At 71.3% G+C, this 22,927-nt stretch carries 19 protein-coding genes and 1 pseudogene; 8 read left to right on the forward strand and 12 right to left on the reverse strand.

From position 1 onward, the window contains the following. The first annotated feature begins 128 nt into the window (after positions 1–128). A complete protein-coding gene (locus tag AB0B83_RS18150; protein ID WP_357579190.1) occupies positions 129–332 on the forward strand; it encodes a hypothetical protein in 204 nt (67 codons plus the stop codon). 93 nt (positions 333–425) lie between these two features. Here AB0B83_RS18150 and sucD read toward each other — a convergent pair whose 3' ends face one another. The 3 genes from sucD to AB0B83_RS18165 form a co-directional block, all read right to left on the reverse strand. Further along, the gene (gene sucD / locus AB0B83_RS18155; protein WP_132230990.1) at positions 426–1,313 is read right to left on the reverse strand and encodes a succinate--CoA ligase subunit alpha; all 888 of its coding nucleotides are present in this window, start codon (positions 1,311–1,313) and stop codon (positions 426–428) included. Positions 1,314–1,315: 2 nt separating this feature from the next. Then, complete coding sequence (gene sucC / locus AB0B83_RS18160) at positions 1,316–2,494, reverse strand: ADP-forming succinate--CoA ligase subunit beta (protein WP_357579164.1); 1,179 nt, start codon at positions 2,492–2,494, stop codon at positions 1,316–1,318. Between the two features lie 437 nt (positions 2,495–2,931). Beyond that, a complete protein-coding gene (locus AB0B83_RS18165; protein WP_132230988.1) occupies positions 2,932–3,336 on the reverse strand; it encodes a cobalamin B12-binding domain-containing protein in 405 nt (134 codons plus the stop codon). Positions 3,337–3,766: 430 nt separating this feature from the next. Here AB0B83_RS18165 and AB0B83_RS18170 point away from each other — a divergent pair, with 430 nt between their 5' ends. Both AB0B83_RS18170 and AB0B83_RS18175 read left to right on the forward strand, forming a co-directional pair. After that, on the forward strand, positions 3,767–4,483 hold the full coding sequence (locus AB0B83_RS18170) for a M23 family metallopeptidase (RefSeq protein ID WP_357579165.1): 717 nt from the start codon (positions 3,767–3,769) through the stop codon (positions 4,481–4,483). A gap of 274 nt (positions 4,484–4,757) precedes the next feature. Continuing rightward, positions 4,758–5,516, forward strand: coding sequence for a peptidoglycan DD-metalloendopeptidase family protein (locus AB0B83_RS18175; protein ID WP_357579166.1), 759 nt, complete (start codon positions 4,758–4,760; stop codon positions 5,514–5,516). Positions 5,517–5,569: 53 nt separating this feature from the next. On the opposite strand, the gene pcrA is transcribed toward AB0B83_RS18175, so the two are convergent. Then, positions 5,570–7,975 (reverse strand): DNA helicase PcrA, encoded by a 2,406-nt coding sequence (gene pcrA / locus AB0B83_RS18180; RefSeq protein ID WP_357579167.1) that lies wholly within the window; start codon positions 7,973–7,975, stop codon positions 5,570–5,572. A gap of 193 nt (positions 7,976–8,168) precedes the next feature. Between pcrA and AB0B83_RS18185 the strand changes: the two genes are divergently transcribed. Together AB0B83_RS18185 and AB0B83_RS18190 are read left to right on the forward strand one after the other, a co-directional pair. Further along, positions 8,169–10,019, forward strand: a complete 1,851-nt coding sequence (locus AB0B83_RS18185) for a bifunctional metallophosphatase/5'-nucleotidase (RefSeq protein WP_357579168.1) — start codon at positions 8,169–8,171, stop codon at positions 10,017–10,019. Positions 10,020–10,287: 268 nt separating this feature from the next. Then, positions 10,288–10,680 (forward strand): chorismate mutase, encoded by a 393-nt coding sequence (locus AB0B83_RS18190; protein WP_357579169.1) that lies wholly within the window; start codon positions 10,288–10,290, stop codon positions 10,678–10,680. A gap of 107 nt (positions 10,681–10,787) precedes the next feature. Here the strand turns inward: AB0B83_RS18190 and AB0B83_RS18195 are convergent, their stop codons facing one another. The 5 genes from AB0B83_RS18195 to AB0B83_RS18215 all read right to left on the reverse strand — a co-directional run bounded on the left by AB0B83_RS18195 (position 10,788) and on the right by AB0B83_RS18215 (position 16,611). After that, a complete protein-coding gene (locus AB0B83_RS18195; protein WP_357579170.1) occupies positions 10,788–11,801 on the reverse strand; it encodes a dipeptide ABC transporter ATP-binding protein in 1,014 nt (337 codons plus the stop codon). Continuing rightward, complete coding sequence (locus AB0B83_RS18200) at positions 11,794–12,816, reverse strand: ABC transporter ATP-binding protein (RefSeq protein ID WP_132231341.1); 1,023 nt, start codon at positions 12,814–12,816, stop codon at positions 11,794–11,796. The genes AB0B83_RS18195 and AB0B83_RS18200 overlap by 8 nt, the downstream gene beginning before the upstream one ends. 26 nt (positions 12,817–12,842) lie before the next feature. After that, complete coding sequence (locus tag AB0B83_RS18205) at positions 12,843–13,820, reverse strand: ABC transporter permease (protein ID WP_311410753.1); 978 nt, start codon at positions 13,818–13,820, stop codon at positions 12,843–12,845. A gap of 72 nt (positions 13,821–13,892) precedes the next feature. Continuing rightward, the gene (locus AB0B83_RS18210) at positions 13,893–14,819 is read right to left on the reverse strand and encodes an ABC transporter permease (RefSeq protein ID WP_132230980.1); all 927 of its coding nucleotides are present in this window, start codon (positions 14,817–14,819) and stop codon (positions 13,893–13,895) included. 148 nt (positions 14,820–14,967) lie between these two features. Beyond that, on the reverse strand, positions 14,968–16,611 hold the full coding sequence (locus tag AB0B83_RS18215; protein ID WP_357579171.1) for an ABC transporter substrate-binding protein: 1,644 nt from the start codon (positions 16,609–16,611) through the stop codon (positions 14,968–14,970). Between the two features lie 424 nt (positions 16,612–17,035). Between AB0B83_RS18215 and AB0B83_RS18220 the strand changes: the two genes are divergently transcribed. Next, complete coding sequence (locus AB0B83_RS18220) at positions 17,036–17,314, forward strand: PIG-L family deacetylase (RefSeq protein WP_357579172.1); 279 nt, start codon at positions 17,036–17,038, stop codon at positions 17,312–17,314. A 12-nt stretch (positions 17,315–17,326) separates the two neighbouring features. Here the strand turns inward: AB0B83_RS18220 and AB0B83_RS18225 are convergent, their stop codons facing one another. From AB0B83_RS18225 to AB0B83_RS18235, 3 genes are all read right to left on the reverse strand, one after another. Beyond that, positions 17,327–18,487, reverse strand: coding sequence for a Cys-Gln thioester bond-forming surface protein (locus AB0B83_RS18225; protein WP_357579173.1), 1,161 nt, complete (start codon positions 18,485–18,487; stop codon positions 17,327–17,329). Between the two features lie 190 nt (positions 18,488–18,677). Then, positions 18,678–19,364: a response regulator transcription factor gene (locus tag AB0B83_RS18230; RefSeq protein ID WP_311410756.1), complete on the reverse strand. Its 687-nt coding sequence runs from the start codon at positions 19,362–19,364 to the stop codon at positions 18,678–18,680. Then, the gene (locus AB0B83_RS18235) at positions 19,364–20,629 is read right to left on the reverse strand and encodes an ATP-binding protein (protein WP_151455192.1); all 1,266 of its coding nucleotides are present in this window, start codon (positions 20,627–20,629) and stop codon (positions 19,364–19,366) included. The genes AB0B83_RS18230 and AB0B83_RS18235 overlap by 1 nt, the downstream gene beginning before the upstream one ends. Positions 20,630–20,800: 171 nt before the next feature. Here AB0B83_RS18235 and AB0B83_RS18240 point away from each other — a divergent pair, with 171 nt between their 5' ends. Beyond that, positions 20,801–22,453, forward strand: coding sequence for a PspC domain-containing protein (locus AB0B83_RS18240; protein WP_357579174.1), 1,653 nt, complete (start codon positions 20,801–20,803; stop codon positions 22,451–22,453). Beyond that, positions 22,450–22,635: pseudogene (locus tag AB0B83_RS18245) on the forward strand (hypothetical protein); the annotation flags it as partial. The gene AB0B83_RS18240 and the pseudogene AB0B83_RS18245, both read left to right, overlap by 4 nt. Positions 22,636–22,927 lie beyond the last annotated feature (292 nt).

Below are 22,927 nucleotides of genomic sequence, written 5' to 3' on the forward strand. Positions count from 1 at the left end.
CGTGCGCGCCTGCGGCCGGCACCTTTCCCAGTTCCAAGCCCCAGGAAGAGACATGCCTCCGAAGAAGAAGCTCGTCAAGACTTTCACGCTTCAGCGCGCCGTCCGCGGCCGGTCGCGACCGCACGACGCTGTGGGGCGTGCTCGGCATCATCCTCGGCCTGCTCTGCTGCGGCATCCTGGGGATCGTCTTCGGTTACCTGTCGATCCGGGACGCCAAGCGCTTCGGCCAGTCGCCCGTGCTCGGCTACCTGGCGATCGCGTTCGGCGTACTCAACATCATCGGCAGCGGCGTCCTCTGGGCCGGCGGCAACTACCCGCTCTACAACGACTGAGGCCGCCCGCGCCACGGCGACCGGGGCCGCCGCGTCACGACGGCGAAGGGCCGACCGCGAACGGTCGGCCCTCCGGTCGTACGTCGCTCGGGCTCAGCCCGCGGACATGATCTCCCGCATGAGCTTGGCGGTCTCGGTCGGGGTCTTGCCGACCTTGACGCCGACCGCCTCCAGCGCGTCCTTCTTGGCCTCGGCGGTGCCCGCCGAGCCGGAGATGATCGCACCGGCGTGGCCCATGGTCTTGCCGGGCGGCGCGGTGAAGCCGGCGATGTAGCCGACGACCGGCTTGGTCACGTTCGCCTTGATGAACTCGGCGGCCCGCTCCTCGGCGTCGCCACCGATCTCACCGATCATGACGATCGCGTCGGTCTCCGGGTCGGCCTCGAACGCGGCGAGCGCGTCGATGTGGGTGGTGCCGATGATCGGGTCACCGCCGATGCCGACGCAGGTCGAGAAGCCGATGTCGCGCAGCTCGTACATCATCTGGTAGGTCAGCGTGCCGCTCTTGCTGACCAGGCCGATGCGGCCGGTGCCGGTGATGTCGGCCGGGATGATGCCGGCGTTGGAGGCGCCCGGCGAGGCGATGCCCGGGCAGTTCGGACCGATGATCCGGGTCCGCTCCCCCTTGGCGACGTTGTACGCCCAGAACGCGGCGGTGTCGTGCACCGGCACGCCCTCGGTGATCACCACGGCCAGGTCGATCCCGGCGTCGATCGCCTCGACCACCGCGCCCTTGGTGAACTGCGGCGGTACGAAGATCACGGTCACGTCCGCACCGGTCTGCGCCATCGCGTCCGCGACGCTGGCGAAGACCGGCAGCTCGGTGCCGTCGAAGTCGACCGTCTGGCCCGCCTTGCGCGGGTTGACGCCGCCGACGACGTTGGTGCCCGCGGCGAGCATCCGCCGGGTGTGCTTGGAACCCTCGGAACCGGTCATCCCCTGGACGATGACCTTCGAGTCCTTGGTCAGCCAGATAGCCATTGTCAGACCCCCGCAGCCGCCAGCTCGGCGGCCCGCTCGGCCGCGCCATCCATCGTGTCGACCCGCTGGACCAGCGGGTTGTTCGCGCCGTCGAGAATCGCCCGGCCGGCCTCGGCGTTGTTGCCGTCGAGGCGGACGACCAGCGGCTTGGTGACCTGCTCGCCGCGCTGCTCGAGCAGGGCCAGCGCCTGCACGATGCCGTTGGCGACCTCGTCGCAGGCGGTGATGCCGCCGAAGACGTTGACGAAGACGCTCTTCACCGACGGGTCGGACAGGACGATCTCCAGCCCGTTCGCCATCACGGCGGCGCTCGCGCCACCGCCGATGTCGAGGAAGTTGGCCGGCTTGACGCCGCCGTGCCGCTCACCGGCGTACGCGACCACGTCGAGGGTCGACATGACCAGGCCGGCGCCGTTGCCGATGATCCCGACCTCGCCGTCGAGCTTGACGTAGTTGAGGTCCTTCTCCTTGGCGGCCTGCTCCAGCGGGTCCACCGCGGCCTGGTCGACAAGCGCCTCGTGGTCCGGGTGCCGGAACCCGGCGTTCTCGTCGAGGGTGACCTTGGCGTCGAGCAGCAGCAGCTTGCCCTCGCCGGTCTTGGCCAGCGGGTTCACCTCGACCAGCGTGGCGTCCTCGGCGACGAAGGCCTTCCACAGCCCCACGGCGGCCTCGACGACCTGGTCCGCGACCTCGGCCGGGAAGTTGGCGGCGGTGACGATCTCGCGCGCCTTCGCCTCGTCGACGCCGGTGTTGGCGTCGATCGGGGCCTTGACGACCTTCTCCGGGGTCTCGGCGGCGACCTGCTCGATGTCCATGCCGCCGGCGACGCTGGCGATGCAGAGGAAGGTGCGGTTCGCCCGGTCGAGCAGGTAGGAGAAGTAGTACTCCTCGGCCACGTCCGCGGTCACCGTGATCATGACCTTGTGGACGGTGTGGCCCTTGATGTCCATGCCCAGGATGTCGGTGGCGCGGGCCACCGTCTCCTCGGCGCCCTCGGCCAGCTTCACGCCGCCGGCCTTGCCTCGGCCACCGACCTTCACCTGCGCCTTGACGACCACCCGACCGCCGAGGCGTTCGGCGATCGCGCGGGCCTCCTCCGGGGTCGTGGCGACGCCGCCGGCGAGCACGGGCAAGCCGTGCCGTTCGAACAGGTCCCGCCCCTGGTACTCGTACAGGTCCACGTTTGCGCGTCCCGTCCCGTCTCCGCGGCGCGCCGTCGCGCCGCCACCAGCGTTATGGAAAACAGTTTGACGCCTGTCATCACTCGAAACAGGCCATTGGGCGCAGCCTAGCGAGGTGGACACCGCCGGCAACCGAGCGGGTGCACGTTGTGTGGTAATGCACAATCGGCGGTGTTCGCGCGGCCTTTCCGCGACTTCGGCCCGATGTCAGCCGTCCGGGCGATGTTGCCGGGGGCGCGTAACCCGTCCGTGGGGGCGTCGTTGAGTCAGGTGTCGGAGCGCTGATGCAGCGCGGCGACGGGAGCGGCCGATGCCCTGTCGGTCGAGGGGTGGCGGCGGGGCATCGTGCATAGAGGGGCCGGACGTGTGAGGGGTGCGTCCGGCCCCTCCCCCTGTCCGGATTCGGCCGCCGAGCGGCCCCGAGCCCGCGGCCGCCGTCAGGCGACCGGCTGGGCGACGTTCTGCCGGACCCACTCGACGATCGACTGGGTCGTCGCGCCCGGCGTGAAGATCTTGGCGACCCCGAGCCGCTGGAGCTCCGGGATGTCGGCGTCGGGAATGATGCCGCCGCCGAACACGACGATGTCGCGGGCGTCGCGCTCACCGAGCAGCTCCACCACCCGCCGGAACAGCGTCATGTGCGCCCCGGACAGCACGGAGAGTCCGACCGCGTCGGCGTCCTCCTGGATCGCGGTCTCCACGATCTGCTCCGGGGTCTGGTGCAGGCCGGTGTAGATGACCTCCATGCCGGCGTCCCGCAGGGCACGCGCGACGACCTTTGCACCACGGTCGTGGCCGTCCAGGCCCGGCTTGGCGACGACGACCCGTACACGAGAGCTCATCAGCGCATCCCTTTCACCGGCTCCGCGGCTTCACTGAACGAACGGTAACCCGCCCGACCCTGCCCGGGAAATCCGGGCGGCGAACCTCACGCGCACGAACCCGGCCGGACTCCCGTCGGTGCCGGTACGGCGGACCGCGCCAGCCCTCGTCGTCAAGCCGGACGACTCCGCCGTTCGGTCACCCTGCGCGACGAACGGGCAGTTAAGGGGGCACCGTTCGAGGGGTACGACCCATGACAATCACGGACGGAAAGGGACAGAACGCGGTAGCAATTCGGCGCTTCGGCTTGTGACGGGACTGGTGGTTGGCTAACGTGTCCACGGTTGTCATCAGGTCCACGGACGGGTGACGACGCGGCCAGCCGGCGTTCACCCGAGCTTCACGGGCGTCGAGGAAGCCGCTTCGGATCCCCGACAACGGAGGGTGTGCGTGCGCCAGCGCCTGTCGTCTGAGCCCGATCGATATCGCGGTCGCCGCCGCGTACCCACCCCCCCGCGTAGCCGCTACGCAGCGGTGGTCACCACCGCGTTCGTCGGCGCCGGCATCGTCGCGATCGGCGCCGGCGCCCTGCCGGACGCCAAGAGCGTCAGCCCGTCGGTCCTCGACGAGCTCAAGGCCGCCTCGGCCGTCAACCAGGACGCCGCGGCCCGCGGCGACAACGCCGACCGCGCCAGCCGCGACAGCGACCGTGCCGGAGGCACCGAGTCCGCGGAGCCCGAGGTCTGGCTGCTCCCCCTCCAGGGCTACGAGTTCAACTCGCCCTACGGCATGCGCTGGGGCAAGCTGCACACCGGCGTCGACCTGGTCGCCCCCGAGGGCACCCCCTTCGTCGCCATCCACGCCGGCACCGTCACCAAGGCCGGCTGGTTCGGCGGCTACGGCCACACCGTGATCGTCCAGCACGCCGACGGCAGCGAGGCGATCTACGGCCACTCCTCGGCGCTGAGCGTCAAGGAGGGCCAGCAGGTGAAGGCGGGCGACCAGCTCGGCCTCGTGGGCAACACCGGCCACTCCTACGGCTCCCACCTGCACCTGGAGGTGCATGTCAAGGGCGAGCCGCTCGACCCGGTGCCGTGGCTCAAGGAGCGCGGAGTGGACATCAAGCTGCAAGTCGAGGTGTATTACAGCGAGGAAGCCGCGTCCTGACGCTGCGCATCGCCCGTTGACCGCCCGGATCTGCCGATCCGGGCGGTTTTTCGTGTGCCACCGGAGTCGAAAGTGAGCCGGGCCACACCGACGACTGTGACCGGCGCCATCCCCACACATGATCACTTTTACGGTCGAACAACCCCGAACGGGGACGCAACGGGCGGATGCGGCCGTCGTCGGTCCGCCCGCACCCCGTCCCACTACCCGTCACGCCGCGTGTCGACACCAGTATTTCGAGGTCAAGTGCCCCCTCGATCAGTGAAGGTCCGCCGTGCAGGAAGACATTCGGAACGAGAACACCCCCGACGCCCCCGTCCGGCCCCGGAGGCGGATCGGCGGCCGCACCCGCGTGATCATCGCTGCGGCGGCCCTGACCGGCCTCGGCCTCGGCGGCGCCGCCGTCGCGGCCACCGGGAACGACGAGCCCTCAGTCCCGGCCGCCGCCGTGGACACGCAGGCCCGCGCGGAGGCCGCCGACCGCGCCGACCGTTCCGCCCGCGAGACGACCGCCCCGACCACCCCCTCGGCGAGCCCGACACCCAGCCCGACGAAGGCCAGCCCGTCGGCGAAGCCCAGCCCGAAGGCGACCACCGCCAAGCCGAAGCCGAAGAAGACCAGCAAGCCGAAGCCCAGTTGGGTCATCCCGATGAAGGGCGCGGCCATCACCTCCTGCTACGGCCCGCGCTGGGGCACCCAGCACGCCGGCATCGACTTCGCGCTGCCCGCCGGCACCCCGGTCCGCGCGGCCTTCGGCGGCACCGTCACCAAGGCCGGCGACGTAGGCGACGGGTACGGCATCTCCGTCTTCGTCGACCACGGCAACGGCTACCTGACCCACTACGCCCACCTGAGCACCACCAAGGTGGGCGTGGGCGACAAGGTCGCCGCCGGGCAGACCATCGGCCTGGAGGGTTCCACCGGCGACTCCACCGGCCCGCACCTGCACTTCGAGGTGCACCAGGGTCAGATGTGGAACCAGATCGACCCCGCGCCGTTCCTGCGCGCCCGGGGCATCGACGTGGCCTGCTGACCCGCACCTACCGGCACGGCCCGGTCCGGCGTGCTGCCGGGCCGGGCCGCCGCTCAGAGCTTGTCGATCGGGGCGTGCCGGAGCACCAGCCACATCGTCTGGTCGCCGAAGTCGATCTGCGCCCGCGCTCCCGGGCCGTGCCCCTCGACGGCGAGCACCCGGCCCAGGCCGTAGCGCTGGTGGTTGACCCGGTCGCCCGCGGACACCTTCGGCCCCTGCGGCAGCTCGCTCGCCGTGGTCAGGCGGCTGGCGTCGACCCCCAGCCGCTTCGCCAGCTGCGCCGCCTTGGGCGTGCCGCCGTTGAAGCCCCCACGTCCGCCGGACATCCGGTCCGCGCGGCCACCCACGCCGCCGCCCCCGCCGGCCCACGAGGTGTACGACCCCTCGGTGCGCTCCCAGCGGACCAGCTCCGGCGGCAACTCCTCCAGGAACCGCGACGGCGGGTTGTAGGCCGGCTGCCCCCACGCCGAGCGGGTGACCGCCCGGGAGAGGTGGAGGCGCTGGCGGGCCCGGGTGATGCCCACGTACGCCAGCCGACGCTCCTCCTCCAGCTCCCGGGTGTCGCCCAGCGACCGCAGGTGCGGGAAGACGCCGTCCTCCAGGCCGGTCAGGAAGACCACCGGGAACTCCAGGCCCTTCGCGGTGTGCAGCGTCATCAGGGTGACCACGCCCTGGTGGTCGGGGTCGTCAGTGGGCACCTGGTCGGCGTCGGCGACCAGCGCGACCTGCTCCAGGAAGCCGGCCAGGGTGGCCCGCTCGCCCTCCTCGCCGACCGCCTCGATCCGCTCGGTGTACTCCCGGGCGACGCTGACCAGCTCCTGGAGGTTGTCGACGCGCCCCGCGTCCTGCGGGTCGAGGCTCTCCTCCAGCTCGGTGAGGTAGCCCGAGCGGGTCAGCAGCGCCTCCAGCACCTCCTCCGGGGTGCCCGTCTCGGCCAGCTCGCGGGCGCCGTCGAGCAGGGCCACGAAGTCGGCGATGCCGTTGGCCGCCCGGCTGGAGATGCCCGGGGCGTCCTTCGCCCGCCGCAGCGCCGCCCCGAAGGAGATCCGGTCCCGGCTGGACAGCGCCTCCACGCACGCCTCGGCCCGGTCGCCGATGCCCCGGCGCGGGGTGTTGAGGACCCGGCGCAGGCTGACCGTGTCGTCGTCGTTGACCACCGCGCGCAGGTAGGCCAGCGCGTCGCGGACCTCCTTGCGCTCGTAGAAGCGCACCCCGCCGACCACCTTGTAGGGCAGACCGACGCGGATGAACACCTCCTCGAAGACCCGGGACTGGGCGTTGGTGCGGTAGAAGACGGCCACGTCGCCGGGGCGGGTCTCGTCGGCGTCGACCAGCCGGTCGATCTCGCGGGCCACCCAGTCGGCCTCGGCGTGCTCGGTGTCGGCCACGTAGCCGACGATCGGCTCACCGGCGCCCGCCTCGCTCCACAGCCGCTTCGGCTTGCGCGACGTGTTCCGGTCGATCACCGCGTTGGCGGCGTTGAGGATGGTCTGGGTGGAGCGGTAGTTCTGCTCCAGCAGGATCGTCCGGGCGTCGCTGAAGTCGCGCTCGAACTCCAGGATGTTGCGGATCGTGGCGCCCCGGAACGCGTAGATCGACTGGTCGGCGTCACCGACCACGCAGAGCTCCGCCGGCTCGATCCCCTCCGTGCCGGAGACCAGCTCCTTGATCAGCGTGTACTGGGCGTGGTTGGTGTCCTGGTATTCGTCGACCAGCACGTGCCGGAACCGCCGGCGGTAGCTCTCCGCGACGTGCGGGTGGGACTGGAGCAGGTGCACCGTCGTCATGATCAGGTCGTCGAAGTCCAGCGCGTGCGCCTCGCGCAGCCGCCGCTGGTAGAGCGTGTAGGCCTCCGCCAGCGCCCGCTCGTTGGGGCCCTTGGCACGGCCCGCGAACGCCTCGGGGTCGACCAGCTCGTTCTTCAGGTTGGAGACCTGGGCGGCCAGCCCGCGCGCCGGGTAGCGCTTCGGGTCGAGGTCGAGCTCCCTGGCGACCATCTGCATCAGCCGGCGGGAGTCGTCGGCGTCGTAGATCGAGAAGGTGGACTTCAGCCCGGCGTGCTCGTGCTCGGCCCGCAGGATGCGCACGCACGCGGAGTGGAACGTCGACACCCACATCAGGCGGGCCCGGGGACCCACCAGGTGGGCGACCCGCTCCTTCATCTCGCCGGCGGCCTTGTTGGTGAAGGTGATCGCGATGATCTCGCCGGGGTGCACGTCCCGGGCGGCCAGCAGGTAGGCGATCCGGTGGGTGAGCACCCGGGTCTTGCCCGAGCCGGCACCGGCCACGATCAGCAGCGGCGAGCCGGCGTGGGTGACGGCGTCGCGCTGCGGCCCGTTCAGGCCCTCGACCAGGGCCTGCGGATCGAGATGGACGGCCGCCGGCCTGGGCCGGTGCGGCGAGGCCGGGGCGGGCGCCGGCGCGGGCGGGGACGCGGGGATGTCGAAGAGAGGATGCATCGCACGGCGAGTCTATGCCGCCGGGCGGACACTTCCCCGCCGCGCACCGTCGAGATGTTAGGAAGGGGCCCTTCCTGACATCCAGGTCGAGACGAAGATGTCACCCTGTCGTGTCTGGTGCCGCCGTCCCCCGTGCAGAACGATGACGGTGAAAGTCCGGCTCCTCCCCCGTACACGACTGGGAGAAACGACCATGACTCAGCCGCGTTCGCGCGGTCGGGCGGCGCTGCGTCACCTCGCCGCGCCCACCCTCGCGTTGGCCGTCGTCGCCACGCTGACCACCGCTTCCCGGCCCGCGCCGGCTCCCGCCGACGACCAGCAGGCCGGCCTGACCCCCGTCTCGGTCTCCTACGCCGCCCCCGGCGGCGGGGAGGTCAAGGGCAACTTCCTGAGCTACAACGACTTCCACGGCGCCATCGACCCGCCCGGCGGCAGCGGCGCGGCGGTCAACGGCACGCCCGCCGGCGGCGTGGAGTACCTCGCCACCTGGCTGAAGAAGCTGCGCGCCGAGGCCCGGGCCGAGGGGCGCGCCACGACCACCGTCGGGGCCGGCGACCTGATCGGCGCCACCCCGCTCGTCAGCGCCGCCTTCCACGACGAGCCGACCATCGAGCTGATGGACGAGATCGGCCTGGACGTCAGCTCCGTCGGCAACCACGAGTTCGACGAGGGCGTCGACGAGCTGATCCGGATCGACAAGGGCGGCTGCCACCCCGTCGACGGCTGCCAGGACGGGGACGGCTTCGCCGGCGCGAAGTTCACCTACCTCGCCGCCAACACGGTCAGCCGCAAGACCGGCCTGCCGATCCTGCCCCCGGTCGACGTGAAGTTCGTCGGCGGGGTGCCCGTCGGCTTCGTCGGCGTGACCCTGGAGGGCACCCCGGGCATCGTCAACCCGGCCGGCATCACCTCCGTGCGGTTCACCGACGAGGTGCAGACCGCCAACAAGTGGGCCGGCGTGCTCAAGCTCTTCGGCGTCAAGGCGATGGTGCTGCTGGTGCACGAGGGCGGCGCCCAGTCGCCGCCGCCGGCCACCCCGGGCGTCTCGGACTGCGCCAACTTCTCCGGCCCGATCGTGGACATCGTCCGTGGCCTGCGGCCGGAGTTCGGGCTGGTCGTCTCCGGCCACACCCACCGCTTCTACTCCTGCTCCCTGCCGAACTCCTCGGGTGCCCACAGCGTGGTCACCAGCGCCGGCAACAACGGCCAGCTGATCACGGACGTGGACTACTCGCTGGACCGGCGTACCGGCCGGTTCACCGGGATCTCCGCCCGCAACGTCGTGGTCGAGAACGGCGTACGCAACCCGGACGGCACCTGGCGGGAGAGCGCGCCGGGCACGTACGTGCGCAACCCCGACCTGGTGGACCCGGGCGCGAAGGCACTGGCCGACAAGTACCGGGCGGCCGTCGCGCCCATCGCCAACCGGGTGGTGGGCCGGATCTCGGCCGACATCGTCCGCGAAGTCCGGCCGAACGGGGAGAGCCCGCTCGGTGACGTGATCGCCGACGCGCAGCTCGCGTACACCCGCTCCAGCGGGGCACAGATCGCGCTGATGAACCCGGGCGGCGTCCGGGCGTCCCTGTCGTACGCGGCCTCCCCCGGCGACGAGGACCCTGGCGAGATCACCTACGGCGAGGCGTTCACCGTCCAGCCGTTCAACAACCTGGTGGTCACCCAGACCCTCACCGGCGCGCAGCTGCGCAACGTGCTGGAGCAGCAGTTCGTCGGCTTCAACGGGCAGACCACCCAACGCATCCTCCAGGTCTCCGCCGGGCTGACGTACTCCTACGACAGCACCGCCCCGGTGGGCTCGCGGGTCAGCGCCCTGGCGTTCGACGGCGCGCCGGTCGACCCGGCCGCGAGCTACCGGGTCACCACGAACGACTTCCTGGCCAACGGCGGGGACGGCTTCACCGAGCTGCGGGCCGGCACGGACCGGGCCACCGCCCCCGGCTTCGACGTCGACGCGCTGATCGCCTACCTGGGCGCCGGCGAGCCCGTCGCTCCCGGACCCGCGAACCGGATCACCCGCCTCGGCTGAGGCGGGGCGGTCCCGGCGTCACGACGGCACCGGGACCGCCCGTCCGGGCACGGGTCGCGCCGAATCCTTGCGCCGGCCGGCCCGGGGTCGGCATACTCGACGACATGTTCGGGCAGCGCTTCTACTTTTACTACGGCACCGGGAGTCCGGCAGCCGTAGGTCGCGCCTGATCGATCAGACCTACGAGAAAGCCCCGGGCTCCTGGAGCCCGGGGCTTTCTTCCGTCCCGGGATCCGGGCACCGGGCACCTGACGGCGAGGGGTACCCGATGATGACAGACGTGGTGGAGTCCAGCGGCAGCGTGACGCGACCCGAGGCGGGCCGGCCCGACCCCGGTGCCCCCGACTTCCCGGCCGACGTGCCGGGCGGTGACGACGGCGCGAAGCCGGCGGCGGGAACCGGCACCCCGGAGCCGGCCGCCGCCGCCCGGATCGTCGAGATCCGGGAGCGGATCGACGAGATCGACCGGGCGCTGATCGAGCTGTGGCAGGAACGGGCCCGGCTCTCCCAGGAGGTCGGCGTGACGAGGATGGCCTCCGGCGGCACCCGGCTGGTGCTGTCCCGGGAACGGGCGATCCTGGAGCGCTTCCGGGCCGCCCTGGGCGCCGACGGCACGCAGCTCGCGCTGCTGCTGCTCCGCGCCGGCCGCGGCCCCCTGTGAGGCGTACGCCGGCAACGGTCCCCCGCGCGGGCCGGGGCGGGGCGGGGCGGAAACGACGGAACCGCCTGCCGTCGTCGCGATGACGTCGGCAGGCGGTTCCGTGGGGGTCACGCCTCGTGCGTCTGCACGATCTCGCGCTTCTCCGCGAAGTGGCAGGCGCTCGGGTGGTCCGAGCCCGAGCGGATCTCCAGCAGCGGGACCTGCTCGGCGCAGACGTCCTGCGCCTTCCAGCACCGGGTCCGGAACCGGCAGCCCGACGGCGGGCTGACCGGCGACGGCACGTCACCGGTCAGGCGGATGATCGCCTTGTTGTCCCGCACGGTCGGGTCCGGCACCGGCACGGCCGAGAGCAGCGCCTGGGTGTACGGGTGGGTCGGCCGCTCGTAGATCTCGTCCTCGGTGCCGATCTCGGCGATCTTGCCGAGGTACATCACCGCGACCCGGTCCGACAGGTGCCGGACCACCGACAGGTCGTGCGCGATGAAGACGTACGACAGGCCGAGCTCGCCCTGGAGCTTCTCCAGCAGGTTCATCACCTGGGCCTGGATCGACACGTCCAGGGCGCTGACCGGCTCGTCGCAGACGATGATCTCGGGCCGCAGGGCGAGCGCCCGGGCGATGCCGATGCGCTGCCGCTGACCGCCGGAGAACTGGTGCGGGTACCGGTGGATGTGCTCCGGGTTGAGGCCGACCAGGTCGAGCAGCTCCCGGACCTTCTCCCGGCGGCTGCCCTTCGGCGCCACCTCCGGGTGGATCTCGAACGGCTCGCCGATCAGGTCGCCGACCGTCATCCGCGGGTTCAGCGAGGTGTACGGGTCCTGCATCACCAGCTGGATCTGCCGACGCAGCCGGCGCAGCGCCGGGCCGGAGAACTTCGAGATGTCCTGGCCCTTGTAGTGGACGCTGCCACCCGTGGGCTTCTCCAGGTTCATCAGGACCCGGGCCAGCGTCGACTTGCCGCAGCCCGACTCGCCGACCACACCCAGGGTCTCGCCGGCCTTGAGCTCGAAGGAGACCCCGTCGACCGCCTTGACGTGACCGATGGTCTTCTTGAACACCACGCCCCGGGTCACGGGGTAGTGCTTGACCAGGTCACGGACCTCGAGGATGTTCTCAGTCACGGTTCACCAGCTCCTCGGCGAAGTGGCAGGCGCTGGCCCGGCCGGCGCCGACCTGCAGCAGCGGCGGGACCTTCTCCCGGCAGACCGGCTGCGCCATGGGGCAGCGCGGGTTGAACGGGCAGCCCGGCGGGATGTTCATGAGGTTCGGCGGGAGACCCTTGATCGTCCGGAGCTCCTGCCCCTTCTCGTCGAGCCGCGGGATCGAGTTGATCAGGCCGATCGTGTACGGGTGCGCCGGCTTGGCGTACAGGTCGTAGACGTTGGCTTCCTCGACGATCCGGCCCGCGTACATCACCGCGATCCGGTCCGCGACGTCGGCGACCACGCCGAGGTCGTGGGTGATCAGGATCATGCCCATCTGCCGCTCCCGCTGGAGTTCGGCGAGCAGGTCCATGATCTGCGCCTGCACCGTCACGTCGAGCGCGGTGGTCGGCTCGTCCGCGATCAGCACCTCCGGGTCCAGGGCGAGCGACATCGCGATCATCGCGCGCTGCCGCATGCCGCCCGAGAACTGGTGCGGGTAGCTGCTGAACCGGCCCTTGGCGTTCGGGATCTTGACCTGGTCGAGCATCTCGATCGCGCGCTTCTTGGCGTCGGAGCGGCTCATCCCGCGCCGCACCCGGAACTGCTCGGCGATCTGGAACCCGACGGTGAAGACCGGGTTCAGCGCGGAGAGCGCGTCCTGGAAGATCATCGCGATGCCCTCGCCGCGGATGCGGCGCCGCTCCTCGAAGGACATGCCGAGCATGTCCTTGCCCTGGAAGCGGACCTGACCGCCGGTGACGAAACCGGGCGGCGTGTCGAGGATGCCCATGATGGTCTGCGCGGTGACGCTCTTACCGGAGCCGGACTCGCCGAGCACGGCGAGGGTCTCCCCCGCGTCGACGTGGTACGTGACCCCGTTGATGACCTTGGCGACGCCGTCCCGGGTGCGGAACTCCACCCGGAGGTCTTCCACCTCGAGCAACCTGCCCGAGGGGCGGCCGGACGCGCCGGCCGCGGACTGCTCGGACACCAGAATGTCGGACAACTGAATCTCCCCTAGCGGAGTTTCGGATCGAGGGCCTCGCGGACCGCCTCACCGAGCATCACGAAGCTCAGTACGGCGGCGACGAGGAACGCGGCGGGGAAGAAGAGCAGGTAGGGCGCGACGCGGAGGAGGTTCTGCGCCTCGTTGATCATGATGCCCCAGGACACCACCGGGCTCTTCAGGCCGACGCCCAGGAAGGACAGCGTCGCCTCGGCGCCGATGTACGAGCCGACCAGGATCGTCCCGTAGACCAGCAGCGGCGCGAGGCAGTTCGGCAGCAGGTGCTTGAGGATGATCCGGCCGGTGCCGGCGCCCAGCGCGCGGGCGGCGACGATGTAGTCCGCCTCCTTGGTGGCCAGCACCGAGGAGCGCATCAGCCGCATCACGACCGGCCAGCCCAGCACGATCAGCGAGATGCTCACCAGCGCCATGATCTCGGCCTTGCTGTTGCTCGTGCCCGACCCGTTGAAGGTCGTCAGGATGACGATGGCACCCAGCACGAACGGCAGCCCGAAGAAGACGTCGGCGATGCGGGAGAGCAGTGCGTCCACCCAGCCGCCCCGGTAGCCCGCCACGATGCCCATCGCGCCGCCGAAGAGCAGCACGCCGAGCACGGAGAGCAGGGAGACCACGATCGACGCGCGGGCGCCGTAGATCACCCGGGCGAAGACGTCCCGGCCCTGGAAGTCGTAGCCGAACCAGGCGTCCGACGACGGGCCGACGAGGCTGTTCTGCAGGTTGCCGTTCTCCGGGTCGCCGGAGGTGAACAGCGAGGGGAAGGCGGTCATCAGCATGAAGAGGACGATGAACCCTGCGGAGATCCAGAACAGCGGCTTGCGGCGCAGGTCACGCCAGGCGTCGCCGAGCAGACCGCGCGGCTTCTCCTTGCGGGCGTTCTCCGGCAGGCCCGCGTTGCTCGGCGCGCCGATCTCGTCGGGGGCGTGCGCGGGCGGGGTGCTGACGATCGAGGCGGCACTCGGGTCACTCATGCCCGTCCCCCACTCCGCTCGGCGCGGGCACTGGTGCCCGCGAACGCTGCAATGATGATTCGTTCGCTGCGCTCACTCATAGCGGATCCTCGGGTCCAGGGCGGCGTAGAGCAGGTCGACCAGCAGGTTCATCAGCAGGTAGACGAGCACCAGGACCACCACGATGGAGACAACGGTAGCGCTCTCCTTGGTGATGATCGCGCGGTAGACCTGTCGGCCGATCCCGTTGATCTGGAAGATGCCCTCGGTGACGATCGCGCCGCCCATCAGGGCGCCGAGGTCGGTCCCGAGCAGCGTGACCACCGGGATGAGCGAGTTGCGCAGCAGGTGGATCCCGACCACCCGGCGCATCGGCAGACCCTTGGCGATCGCCGTACGCACGTAGTCGGCCCGCCGGTTCTCCGCGATGCTCGTGCGGGCCAACCGGGCGATGTACGCCATCGAGGCGCTGCCGAGCACGAAGCCGGGCACGATCAGCTCGGAGAGCCGCATCTCGCTGGAGACCGTCGGCTTGACGATGCCCCACTGCACGCCGAGCAGCCACTGGGCCACGAAGCCGATGACGAAGATCGGCAGCGCGATCAGGAAGAGGCTGGAGACCAGGACCAGGTTGTCCAGGAAGCCGTTGCGGCGCAGGCCCGTCAGCACGCCCGCGGTGAGCCCGATGACCGCCTCGATGGCCAGCGCCACCAGGGCCAGCTTCAAGGTGTTCGGGTACGCCGTGGCGATGATGTCGCCGATCTCCCGGCCACCGAACGTCTGCCCGAAGTCGCCCTGGAAGAGGTTCTTCATGTAGTTGCCGTACTGCACGATGAGCGGCTCGTCGAGCTTGAACTTCTCGGTCATCATGTTGACGAAGCTGTCGGGGCAGGGACGCTCGCCACACTTGCCCGCGAACGGGTCACCGGGCACCGACCACACGAGCCAGTAGATCAGGAACGTCGTCCCGATGAAGACCGGGATGAGTTGGAGCAGCCGTCTCAACAGATAACGGCCCATGGGGTGGTCCTCCAGACAGGGGGCGCGCGTCGGACGGCCGACACGGGGATGACAGACGTGGCGAGGCGGTGTGGTGACACCACCTCACGGAACGGCCCGGGTCGGGCTCACCGGTAGGTGAGCCCGACCCGGGGTCAGACCGTTCGGATCAGAGCTCGACCGAGGTGAGGTCGAGTTCACCGACGTTGGAGAGCTCGATCTTCTTGATCTTCTCCGAGTGACCGGACTGCTGACCACCGAAGTAGACCGGGATCGAGGGGACGTCCTGGTCGATGAGGGCGACAGCCTCGGCGTACTTGGCGTGCGACGCCTCCAGGCTCGGCGCGGAGGCGGCTTCCTTGGCCAGCGCGTCGACCTGCGGGTTGCTGTACTTGCCGTCGTTCGAGGAACCGCCGGTCACGTAGAGCGGGCCGACCCAGTTCTCCACGTCCGGGTAGTCCTGCTGCCAGCCGGCGCGGTACATGCCGGTCATCTTGCCGGCGTTGATGTTCTGGCGGAACACCGCGAAGGTCGGCACGCCCTCGGCGCGAGCGTTGATGCCGAGGTTCGTCTTGACCTGCTGCGCGACGGCCTCCATCCACTCCTTGTGGCTGGCGTCGGCGTTGTAGAACATGACCAGCTCACCGGTGAAGCCACCGGCCTCGGCGAGGAGCTTCTTGGCCTCGTCGACGTTGAACTGGCAGGCGGTGCAGTTGCCGGCCTTGGCGCCCGGGGTCAGCGGGTTGGCCCAGCTGTCGGCCGGCTTGCGCGAACCGAAGAAGATCTTGTCGCTGATCTCCTGGCGGTTGATCGACAGCGAGATCGCGCGACGCAGCTTCGGGTTCTGGAAGCGCTTGTCGTAGATCGGGAAGGCGATGATGCCGGTCGACGGGGTGGTGGAGGAGATCGCCCGGTCGCCCAGGTCGTTCTTCCACTTGTCGCCCGCGATGGCGGAGACCGGAACCTGCTGCTGGAAGTCCAGGTTGCCGGCGAGCAGGTCGTTGTAGGCCGCCGTGTCGTCCTGGTACAGCTTGATGTTGACGTCCTTGATCTTCATCTTGTCGTTCAAGGAGTACTCATCGAAGCGCGTCAGCTTGATCTGGACGTCGTCTTCCCACGACACGAACTTGATCGGGCCGTTGCCGATCGGCTTCTTGCCGAACGCCTCGGCGCCCCCGGTGAAGAACGCGTCCGGCAGCGGCATGAAGGTGCTGTAGCCGAGCTTGGTCGGGAACACCGCGGTCGGCGCGGCCAGGGTGACCTCGAAGGTCCAGTCGTCGACGACCTTCAGGCCGGACATCTCCTTGGCGGCGGGCTCGGGGGCCTTCTTCGGGCCCTCGGCGCCGTCCGGGTCCTCGGTGTGGACCTGGTCGAAGCCCTGGATGTCGGCGAAGAAGCTGCCGTTCTGCGCGCCGTTGGGCGAGTAGGCGCCCCAGTTCCAGGCGTCCACGAAGTTCTTGGCCTTGACGACGGTGCCGTCGTGGAACTTCGTGTCCTTCTTGATCTTGATCGTGTAGACCTTGGAGTCGGACGTCTCGATCGACTCGGCGACCGCGTTGCGCGGCGCGCTGCCGTCGTTCGGGTACTCGACCAGACCGGTCCAGATCCAGTCGATGATCGCCCCACCACCGGTCTCGGTGGTGTTCGACGGGACCAGGCCGACCTCCGGCTGAGTGCCGTCGATGGTGATCGCGCCGTCGCTGCTGGCGCCGGCGTCGCCACCGTCGCTGTCGCTGCTCGAGCAGCCGGACGCGACGAGCGCGAACGCCGCGCCCAGCGCGACCGCGCTACTTGCCCGCTTCGAGACTCTCATTCCGAGGGGCCTCCTCTTTCTGAACCTGGATCCGTCGTGGGTTTCACGCACGTATGGGGGGTGACACGTCCGGCGCCCGCAGTGCGGGAGCCGGTTTCACCGCAGTGAATTCGGGACAAGATTGATGTACCGATCCGCCGGGCCACCTCGCCCGTCGTGCTCGGCACCGCGCACACGAGACCACCACGGAGCACCGTCAACAGGCGGGTCCATGGTCGTCAGGCCGTACGGAGTGCCTCACATGAGGGGTGAGGTGCTGCCACTGTGACACCCACCGGCCCGTTCCGTGAAGGTGCCGTTATCAAGCCGTTAGTTGGTCGCCACGTTGCCGATACCCGAAAAAAGATCATGATGTACGCGGGTCGTACCGCTCTGAGCAGGAAAGACACGGTTCAGAGGGGGTCCGCCCCCCGGTACGGGGTCGATGGCTGTGAGCTTCCCCGCGTCCCCTCCGGCGCTGTCCGACGTCGGCCGGGCGTTGGCCGTTTTTGCCCATCCGGACGATGCCGGCTTCGGCTGTGCGGGCACCATCCCCACCTGGGCGGCGGAGGGTGTCGACGCCTCGTACCTGCTCGTCACCCGGGCGACTCCGGAGAGTGCGGAGAGTGCGGAGGCACCCGCGCGCCGAGGTGAGCCGGTCCGGGGGGACGAACGACTCCGGCCCCGGCACCGCGCGGGGCGGTACCGGGGCCGGGGCCGGTGAAGCGGGCGTCGGTCAGGCGGTGAAGCGCAGCTTGCGACGGCGGAACAGCAGCACGGCGACCGCGCCGGCGGCCAGCAGCGCCACGCCGGCGGCGATCGCGGCGGCGATCGGGGAGCCGGTCAGCGGCAGGTCACCGCCGCTGCTCGCGGGCGAGGTCGACGGGGCCGGGCTGTCGACCGGGGCGCTCGGCGACGGGGACTCCGCCGGGGCGCTGGGCGACGGCGACTCCGCCGGCGCGCTCGGCGACGGCGACTCGGCCGGGGCGGCGGCGAACGCGGCCTCGGCCTTGGCGCTCACGGTGGCGCCGGTGCTGCCACCGAGGATCAGCTTCTGCGCGGCGCGCTGGCCGGTGAAGAGGAACACCCGGCCGAAGGAGACCGAGTCCTGGGCGGAAACGGTCACCTTCACCTCGCCGGCGCCGTCCGCGGCCAGCCAGAACTGGCCGCCGTTGGTGGTCTTGGTGACCGGCTTGCCCTCGGCGTCGACCGCCGAGCCGCCGTCGACCGCGACGGTGATCTCGCCCGCCGGGCCCTTGACGGTGAAGGGGCCGGCCTTCTCGCCCACGGTGGCCTTGGCGCTGGCCGGGTCGACGCTCAGCTCGGCCTTCGGCTCGGGCTGGTCGGTGGCGTTGGCGACCAGGTAGTCGTGGACCTTCTTGACCACGTCGTACTGCTTCTTGCCGAGCAGCTTGGGGTTGTCGACCCACTCACCCAGCTGGACGCCGTCGCTGAAGTTCCAGATGGCGGTCTGGGTGCCGAAGTAGAGCAGCTTGTCGGCGTCGGCCTTCGCCGGGGCGGTGGCGCCGGCGGCGGCCAGCAGCTTGGCGGCGTCGGCGTTCGGGTAGCCGTGGGTCAGCACCCACTGCACCTTGCCGAGGTTCTTCACCTGGGACTCGTCCCAGGTGCCCTCCTTGTACTTGCCGTCGATCGCCACGTTGGTGTGGTAGTCGATGCAGAAGGCGGGGACGAGCTTCCCGTCGATCTTGAGTGCCAGGGCACCGGTGCTCTTCGGCTGCCCGTTGAGCACGAGCGTGACGTTGCTGCCCTTGACCGACTTGGCGACGCCGGTCTTGTCGGCGGCGGCGGCCGGCGCCACCGCGCCGAGTGCCAGCGCGCCGCCGGCGACGGTCGCCAGGGCGATCCGCGCCCAGCGCCGTCCTCGTTGTCCGAACATCAGATTCGTGCACCTCTCCCCAGGGGTGACCCGCGCACGGCGGGTTGCGTGAAGCCGCCGTTCCCGCGGGATGTGCACCACCCGCACGCGAGAACGCGACGGGGCATTATGTGACGGGAGTTGATCGCTTGTCAGCCCCTGTGGGCCGCATTCGTCGTTTCCGTCCCATATGACGGGGAAAAGAATTGGATCACACCAGCCGGCGGTCGGCCGCCCAGCGGGACAACTCGTACCTGTTGGACATCTGGAGCTTGCGAAGCACGTTGGACACGTGCGTCTCCACCGTCTTGATGGAGATGTAGAGCTCCTTGGCGATCTCCTTGTAGGCGTACCCCCGGGCGAGCAGCCGCAGCACCTCGCGCTCGCGGTTGGTGAGCTGGTCCAGCTCCGGGTCGGCCACCGGAGCGTCGGGACGGGCCGCGAACGCGTCCAGCACGAACCCCGCCAACCGGGGGCTGAACACGGCGTCGCCGTCGGCCACCCGGCGGACCGCGGCGGCCAGTTCCTCCGGGGAGATCGTCTTCGTGACGTAGCCCCGCGCGCCGGCCCGGATCAGCCCGATCACGTCCTCCGCCGCGTCCGAGACGCTCAGCGCCAGGAACTTGACCTGCGGGTGGGTACGCCGCATCGCCTCCAGCACCGCCCGGCCGCCGCCGTCGGGCATGTGCACGTCGAGCAGCACCACGTCGGGCAGCGTGGCGGCGATCCGGGTGACCGCCTCGGCGACGGTGCTCGCCTCGCCCACCACCTCGACGTGCGCGCCCAGCTCGGCGCGGACCCCCGCGCGGAACATGGCGTGGTCGTCGACGAGGAAGACCCGCAGCCGCTCGGCGCGGGCAGCCGCCCCCTCGACCGGTTCCATCGACTGCTCGGTCATCACTTGTCCCTCTCCGCCGTTGCCGGGTCGCGGGTGATCGGCAGGATCAACCGGACCTCGGTCCCTTCCCCCGGCTCGGAGCGGATCTCCGCCCGGCCGCCGTGCCGCTTCATCCGCCCGATGATCGAACCCCGGACCCCGTGCCGGTGATCCTCCACCGTATCCGGGTCGAAGCCCTTCCCCCGGTCCCGGACGAAGACGCTGACCTGATCCGGCTCGACCTCGGCGTAGAGCGAGACGGTCTGCACCCCGGCGTGCCGGGCGGCGTTCACCAGCGCCTCGCGGGCGGCCGCCACCAGCGCGCCGACCCGCTCGTCGGTCTCCCGGTCGCCGACCACCACCGCCTCCACCGTGATCGCGAACGTGTCCTCGACCTCGGCGGCGGCCTGCTCCAGGGCGGCGGCGAACCGCTCGGTGGGCGAGCCGGTGGGCTTGTAGAGCCAGTTGCGCAGCGAGCGTTCCTGCCCCCGGGCGAGCCGCTGGACGGTCTTCACGTCGCTCGCGTTGCGCTGGATCAGGGCCAGGGTGTGCAGCACCTGGTCGTGCACCATGGCGGCCAGCTCGGCCCGTTCCTGCTCCCGGATGCGCCCCTCGCGCTCCGACCGGAGCTGGTTGTACGTCCGCCACAGCACCGGCGCGGCCACGACGCCGACCCCGGCGAGCCCGACCAGGGCGAAGATCACGCCGTTGAGCACGGCGTCGAAGTTCTGCGCCGGGGAGTAGACCGCGGCGACGCCGATGATGCCCACCGCGACCAGCACCCCGCCGCCGATGAACCGGAGCACGAAGGCCCGCCGGTCGCTCTCCTCCACCACCGCGCCCAGCCAGGGCACCGGCATGGAGTCGCCCCACTGCCGCCGCCGCTCCGGGGCCGACTGGTGCCAGATCACCCCGGCGCCGACCGCGATGATCGCGACCAGCCAGCCGGCGGTGCCCGCCGCCCCGACCGAGTCGAAGACCATCACCTGCACCAGCAGCACGCCGAGGCCGATCGCCACGAACGGCAGCAGCTGGGCGACGTCCCTGCGGGCGGGCACGGCGGTGTCGCCCGGGCGCAGCGGCACGACCGCCCAGAATGCCGCGTAGAGCAGCAGGCCGAGTCCGCTCAGCCCCAGCAGCACCATGAAGGCGACCCGTACCCGCAGCACCGAGATGCCGAGGTGGTCGGCGATGCCGGCGGCCACCCCCGCGGCCATCCGGTGCTCGGGGGCGCGGTAGAGGCGGGGTGGCTGCGTCACGGCGCTGATCGGAGACTCCCTGGTCACGGCGGGCACGGAGCGGGCGACGGTTCGTTTCCGGCGTCGGATCGATCGTCACACGACGCACCGGGGCCCGACCACGGGGACGCCCCCGACATTCGGGCCGCCGGGATCTCAGGGTGGGGTCAGGGTCGGGTCCTGAGGCCGCCCGGCGGGTCGGGGCAGCAGGATCGAGGCATGACCGAGGAAGCTGCCCAGCCCGCCGACCCCGGGGCCGCTCAGCCGGGTGGGCCACCGCCGACCGCGACACCGCCCGCCGGCTCCGCGGCGCCGCCCCCCGTGGCCGCGCCGCCCCCTGCCGGGGACCCGGGTGGGCCACCGCCGCCCGGCGCCGGGCCGGGCCCCGGACCGCAGCCGTCGTTCGGCGGCGCCGGCTTCACCTCGCGGTACGGGCTGGTGCGCCCCCGCGACGGCCGCTACCTGGCCGGCGTCTGCGCCGCCATCGGCCGGGCCACAAACACCGACCCGGTCCTCTGGCGGGTGCTGCTGGCGGTGCTCGGCTTCTTCGGCGGCATCGGCATCCTGGTCTACGTCACCGCGTGGCTGATCATCCCGGGCGAGGGGGACAGCGCCTCTCCCGTCGAGTCCATGCTGGGCCGCGGCCGGTCCAGCATGTCCCCGGTCACGGTGATCGTGCTGAGCATCCTGGTCGCGATCAGTTTCGGCTACATCGTCACGGACGCGTTCCGGGCGGTGCTGCTCGGCGCCACGATCCTGATCGGCGGCGCGCTGCTGCTCAACCGCGACAACAGGGCCGCCCAGGGCGCGCCGGCCGGCCCCGTCCCGCCCGTTCCGCCCACCGCCCCGCCCGGGCCGGTGCCACCGGTCGGCCATCCCGCCCCGGTCGCGTACGCGGCCCCGCCGACCGTGGCCGTGCCCCCGGGGACGGGCCCGGTCCCGGCCCCGCCGGCGACCGTCGCCCAGCCCGCCTGGAGCGCCCCGGTCTCCCCACCGACCGCCGAGCTGCCCGCCTGGCCCCCGGCCGCCCCGGCCCCGCCCGCCCGTCCACCCGCGGGTACGCCGACCGTCGGCTGGCCCCCGGCGGCGCCCACGTCCGGCTGGCCCGCCGCGACCTCGGGCGCACCGGGACCGGGCCACCCGGTGCCCCCACCCCGGCCCCCGGGCTACCGGCCCCCGTTCGCCCCGCACGGCCCGTACGCCGGGCAGACCGTCGTGCCGCCCGCACCGCGCAAGCCGCCGAAGCCGCCGAAGCGACCGAAGGAGCGCTCCCCGCTCGGCGCGGTGACGTTCTCGCTGATCTTCCTCGCCCTGGGCGTGGTCGCCGTCGTCGACCTGCTGGACGTCTACGACATCGGGGCGTCGGCCTACTTCGCGGCCACGCTGGCCACCATCGGGCTCGGCCTGCTGGTCGGCACCTGGTTCGGACGGGCCCGCTGGCTCATCGCACTCGGCGTGGTGGCCGCCGCCGCGCTCGGGGTGGCCACCGTGGCCGAGTCCTACGACCGGATCCGGGGCGTCGACGGCAACGTCACCTGGGCGCCCACCGACCACCGCGACCTCGCCCTGCGGTACGAGAACAGCTTCGGCGACACGGTCCTGGACCTGCGCGCGGTCGACTTCGACAAGAAGAACACCGAGATCACCGTCTCCGTCAACTTCGGCGAGTGCACTGTGGTGGTGCCGCCGAACGTCGACGTCACCACGGTGGCCGACGTCAACGCCGGCGACGCGGTCGTCTTCGGCAAGCACTCCGGCGGGCTGGCGGGCGAGCTGCGGGAGACGACCGACCTGGGTCCGGACGGCCCCGGCGGCGGCACGCTGCGCCTCTACATCCACGTCAACGCCGGCAACCTGGAGGTGACCCGGTGAAGGCCCACCGCACCGACATCGTGTCCTTCGCCTTCGGGCTGATCTTCCTCGGCCTCGCCGCGTGGTGGCTGCTCGCCCAGTTGCTCGGGCTCGCCCTCCCGCCGGTCGGCTGGTTCCTGGCCGGCGCGCTGATCCTGATCGGACTGCTGGGCCTGCTGGGCGCGCTGCGCTCCGGGCGGTCCGGCGGCGCGCCCGCGCCCGGCGACGCCCCCTCCGACGCCGCCCTCACCGACGCCACCGCCTCCGACGCGGTCGCCCCGGACGCCGTCGCGCCCGTCTCCACCCCGCCGGGCGCGGATCCGGCGGGCCGGGCGACGGACGGACAGGCCACCGGGACGGACCCGACCCGCTGGGACCTCGACCGACCTGCGCCGGCCGACGAGCCGACGGCGTGGGGCGGCCGGCGCTCCGACTGGGGCGAGCCGACCGACTGGGGCGCGCGATCCGAGTGGGACGTCTCCGCGCCGACGACCG

This window comes from Micromonospora sp. NPDC049060, from assembly GCF_040649055.1.
GTDB lineage: Bacteria > Actinomycetota > Actinomycetes > Mycobacteriales > Micromonosporaceae > Micromonospora > Micromonospora reichwaldensis.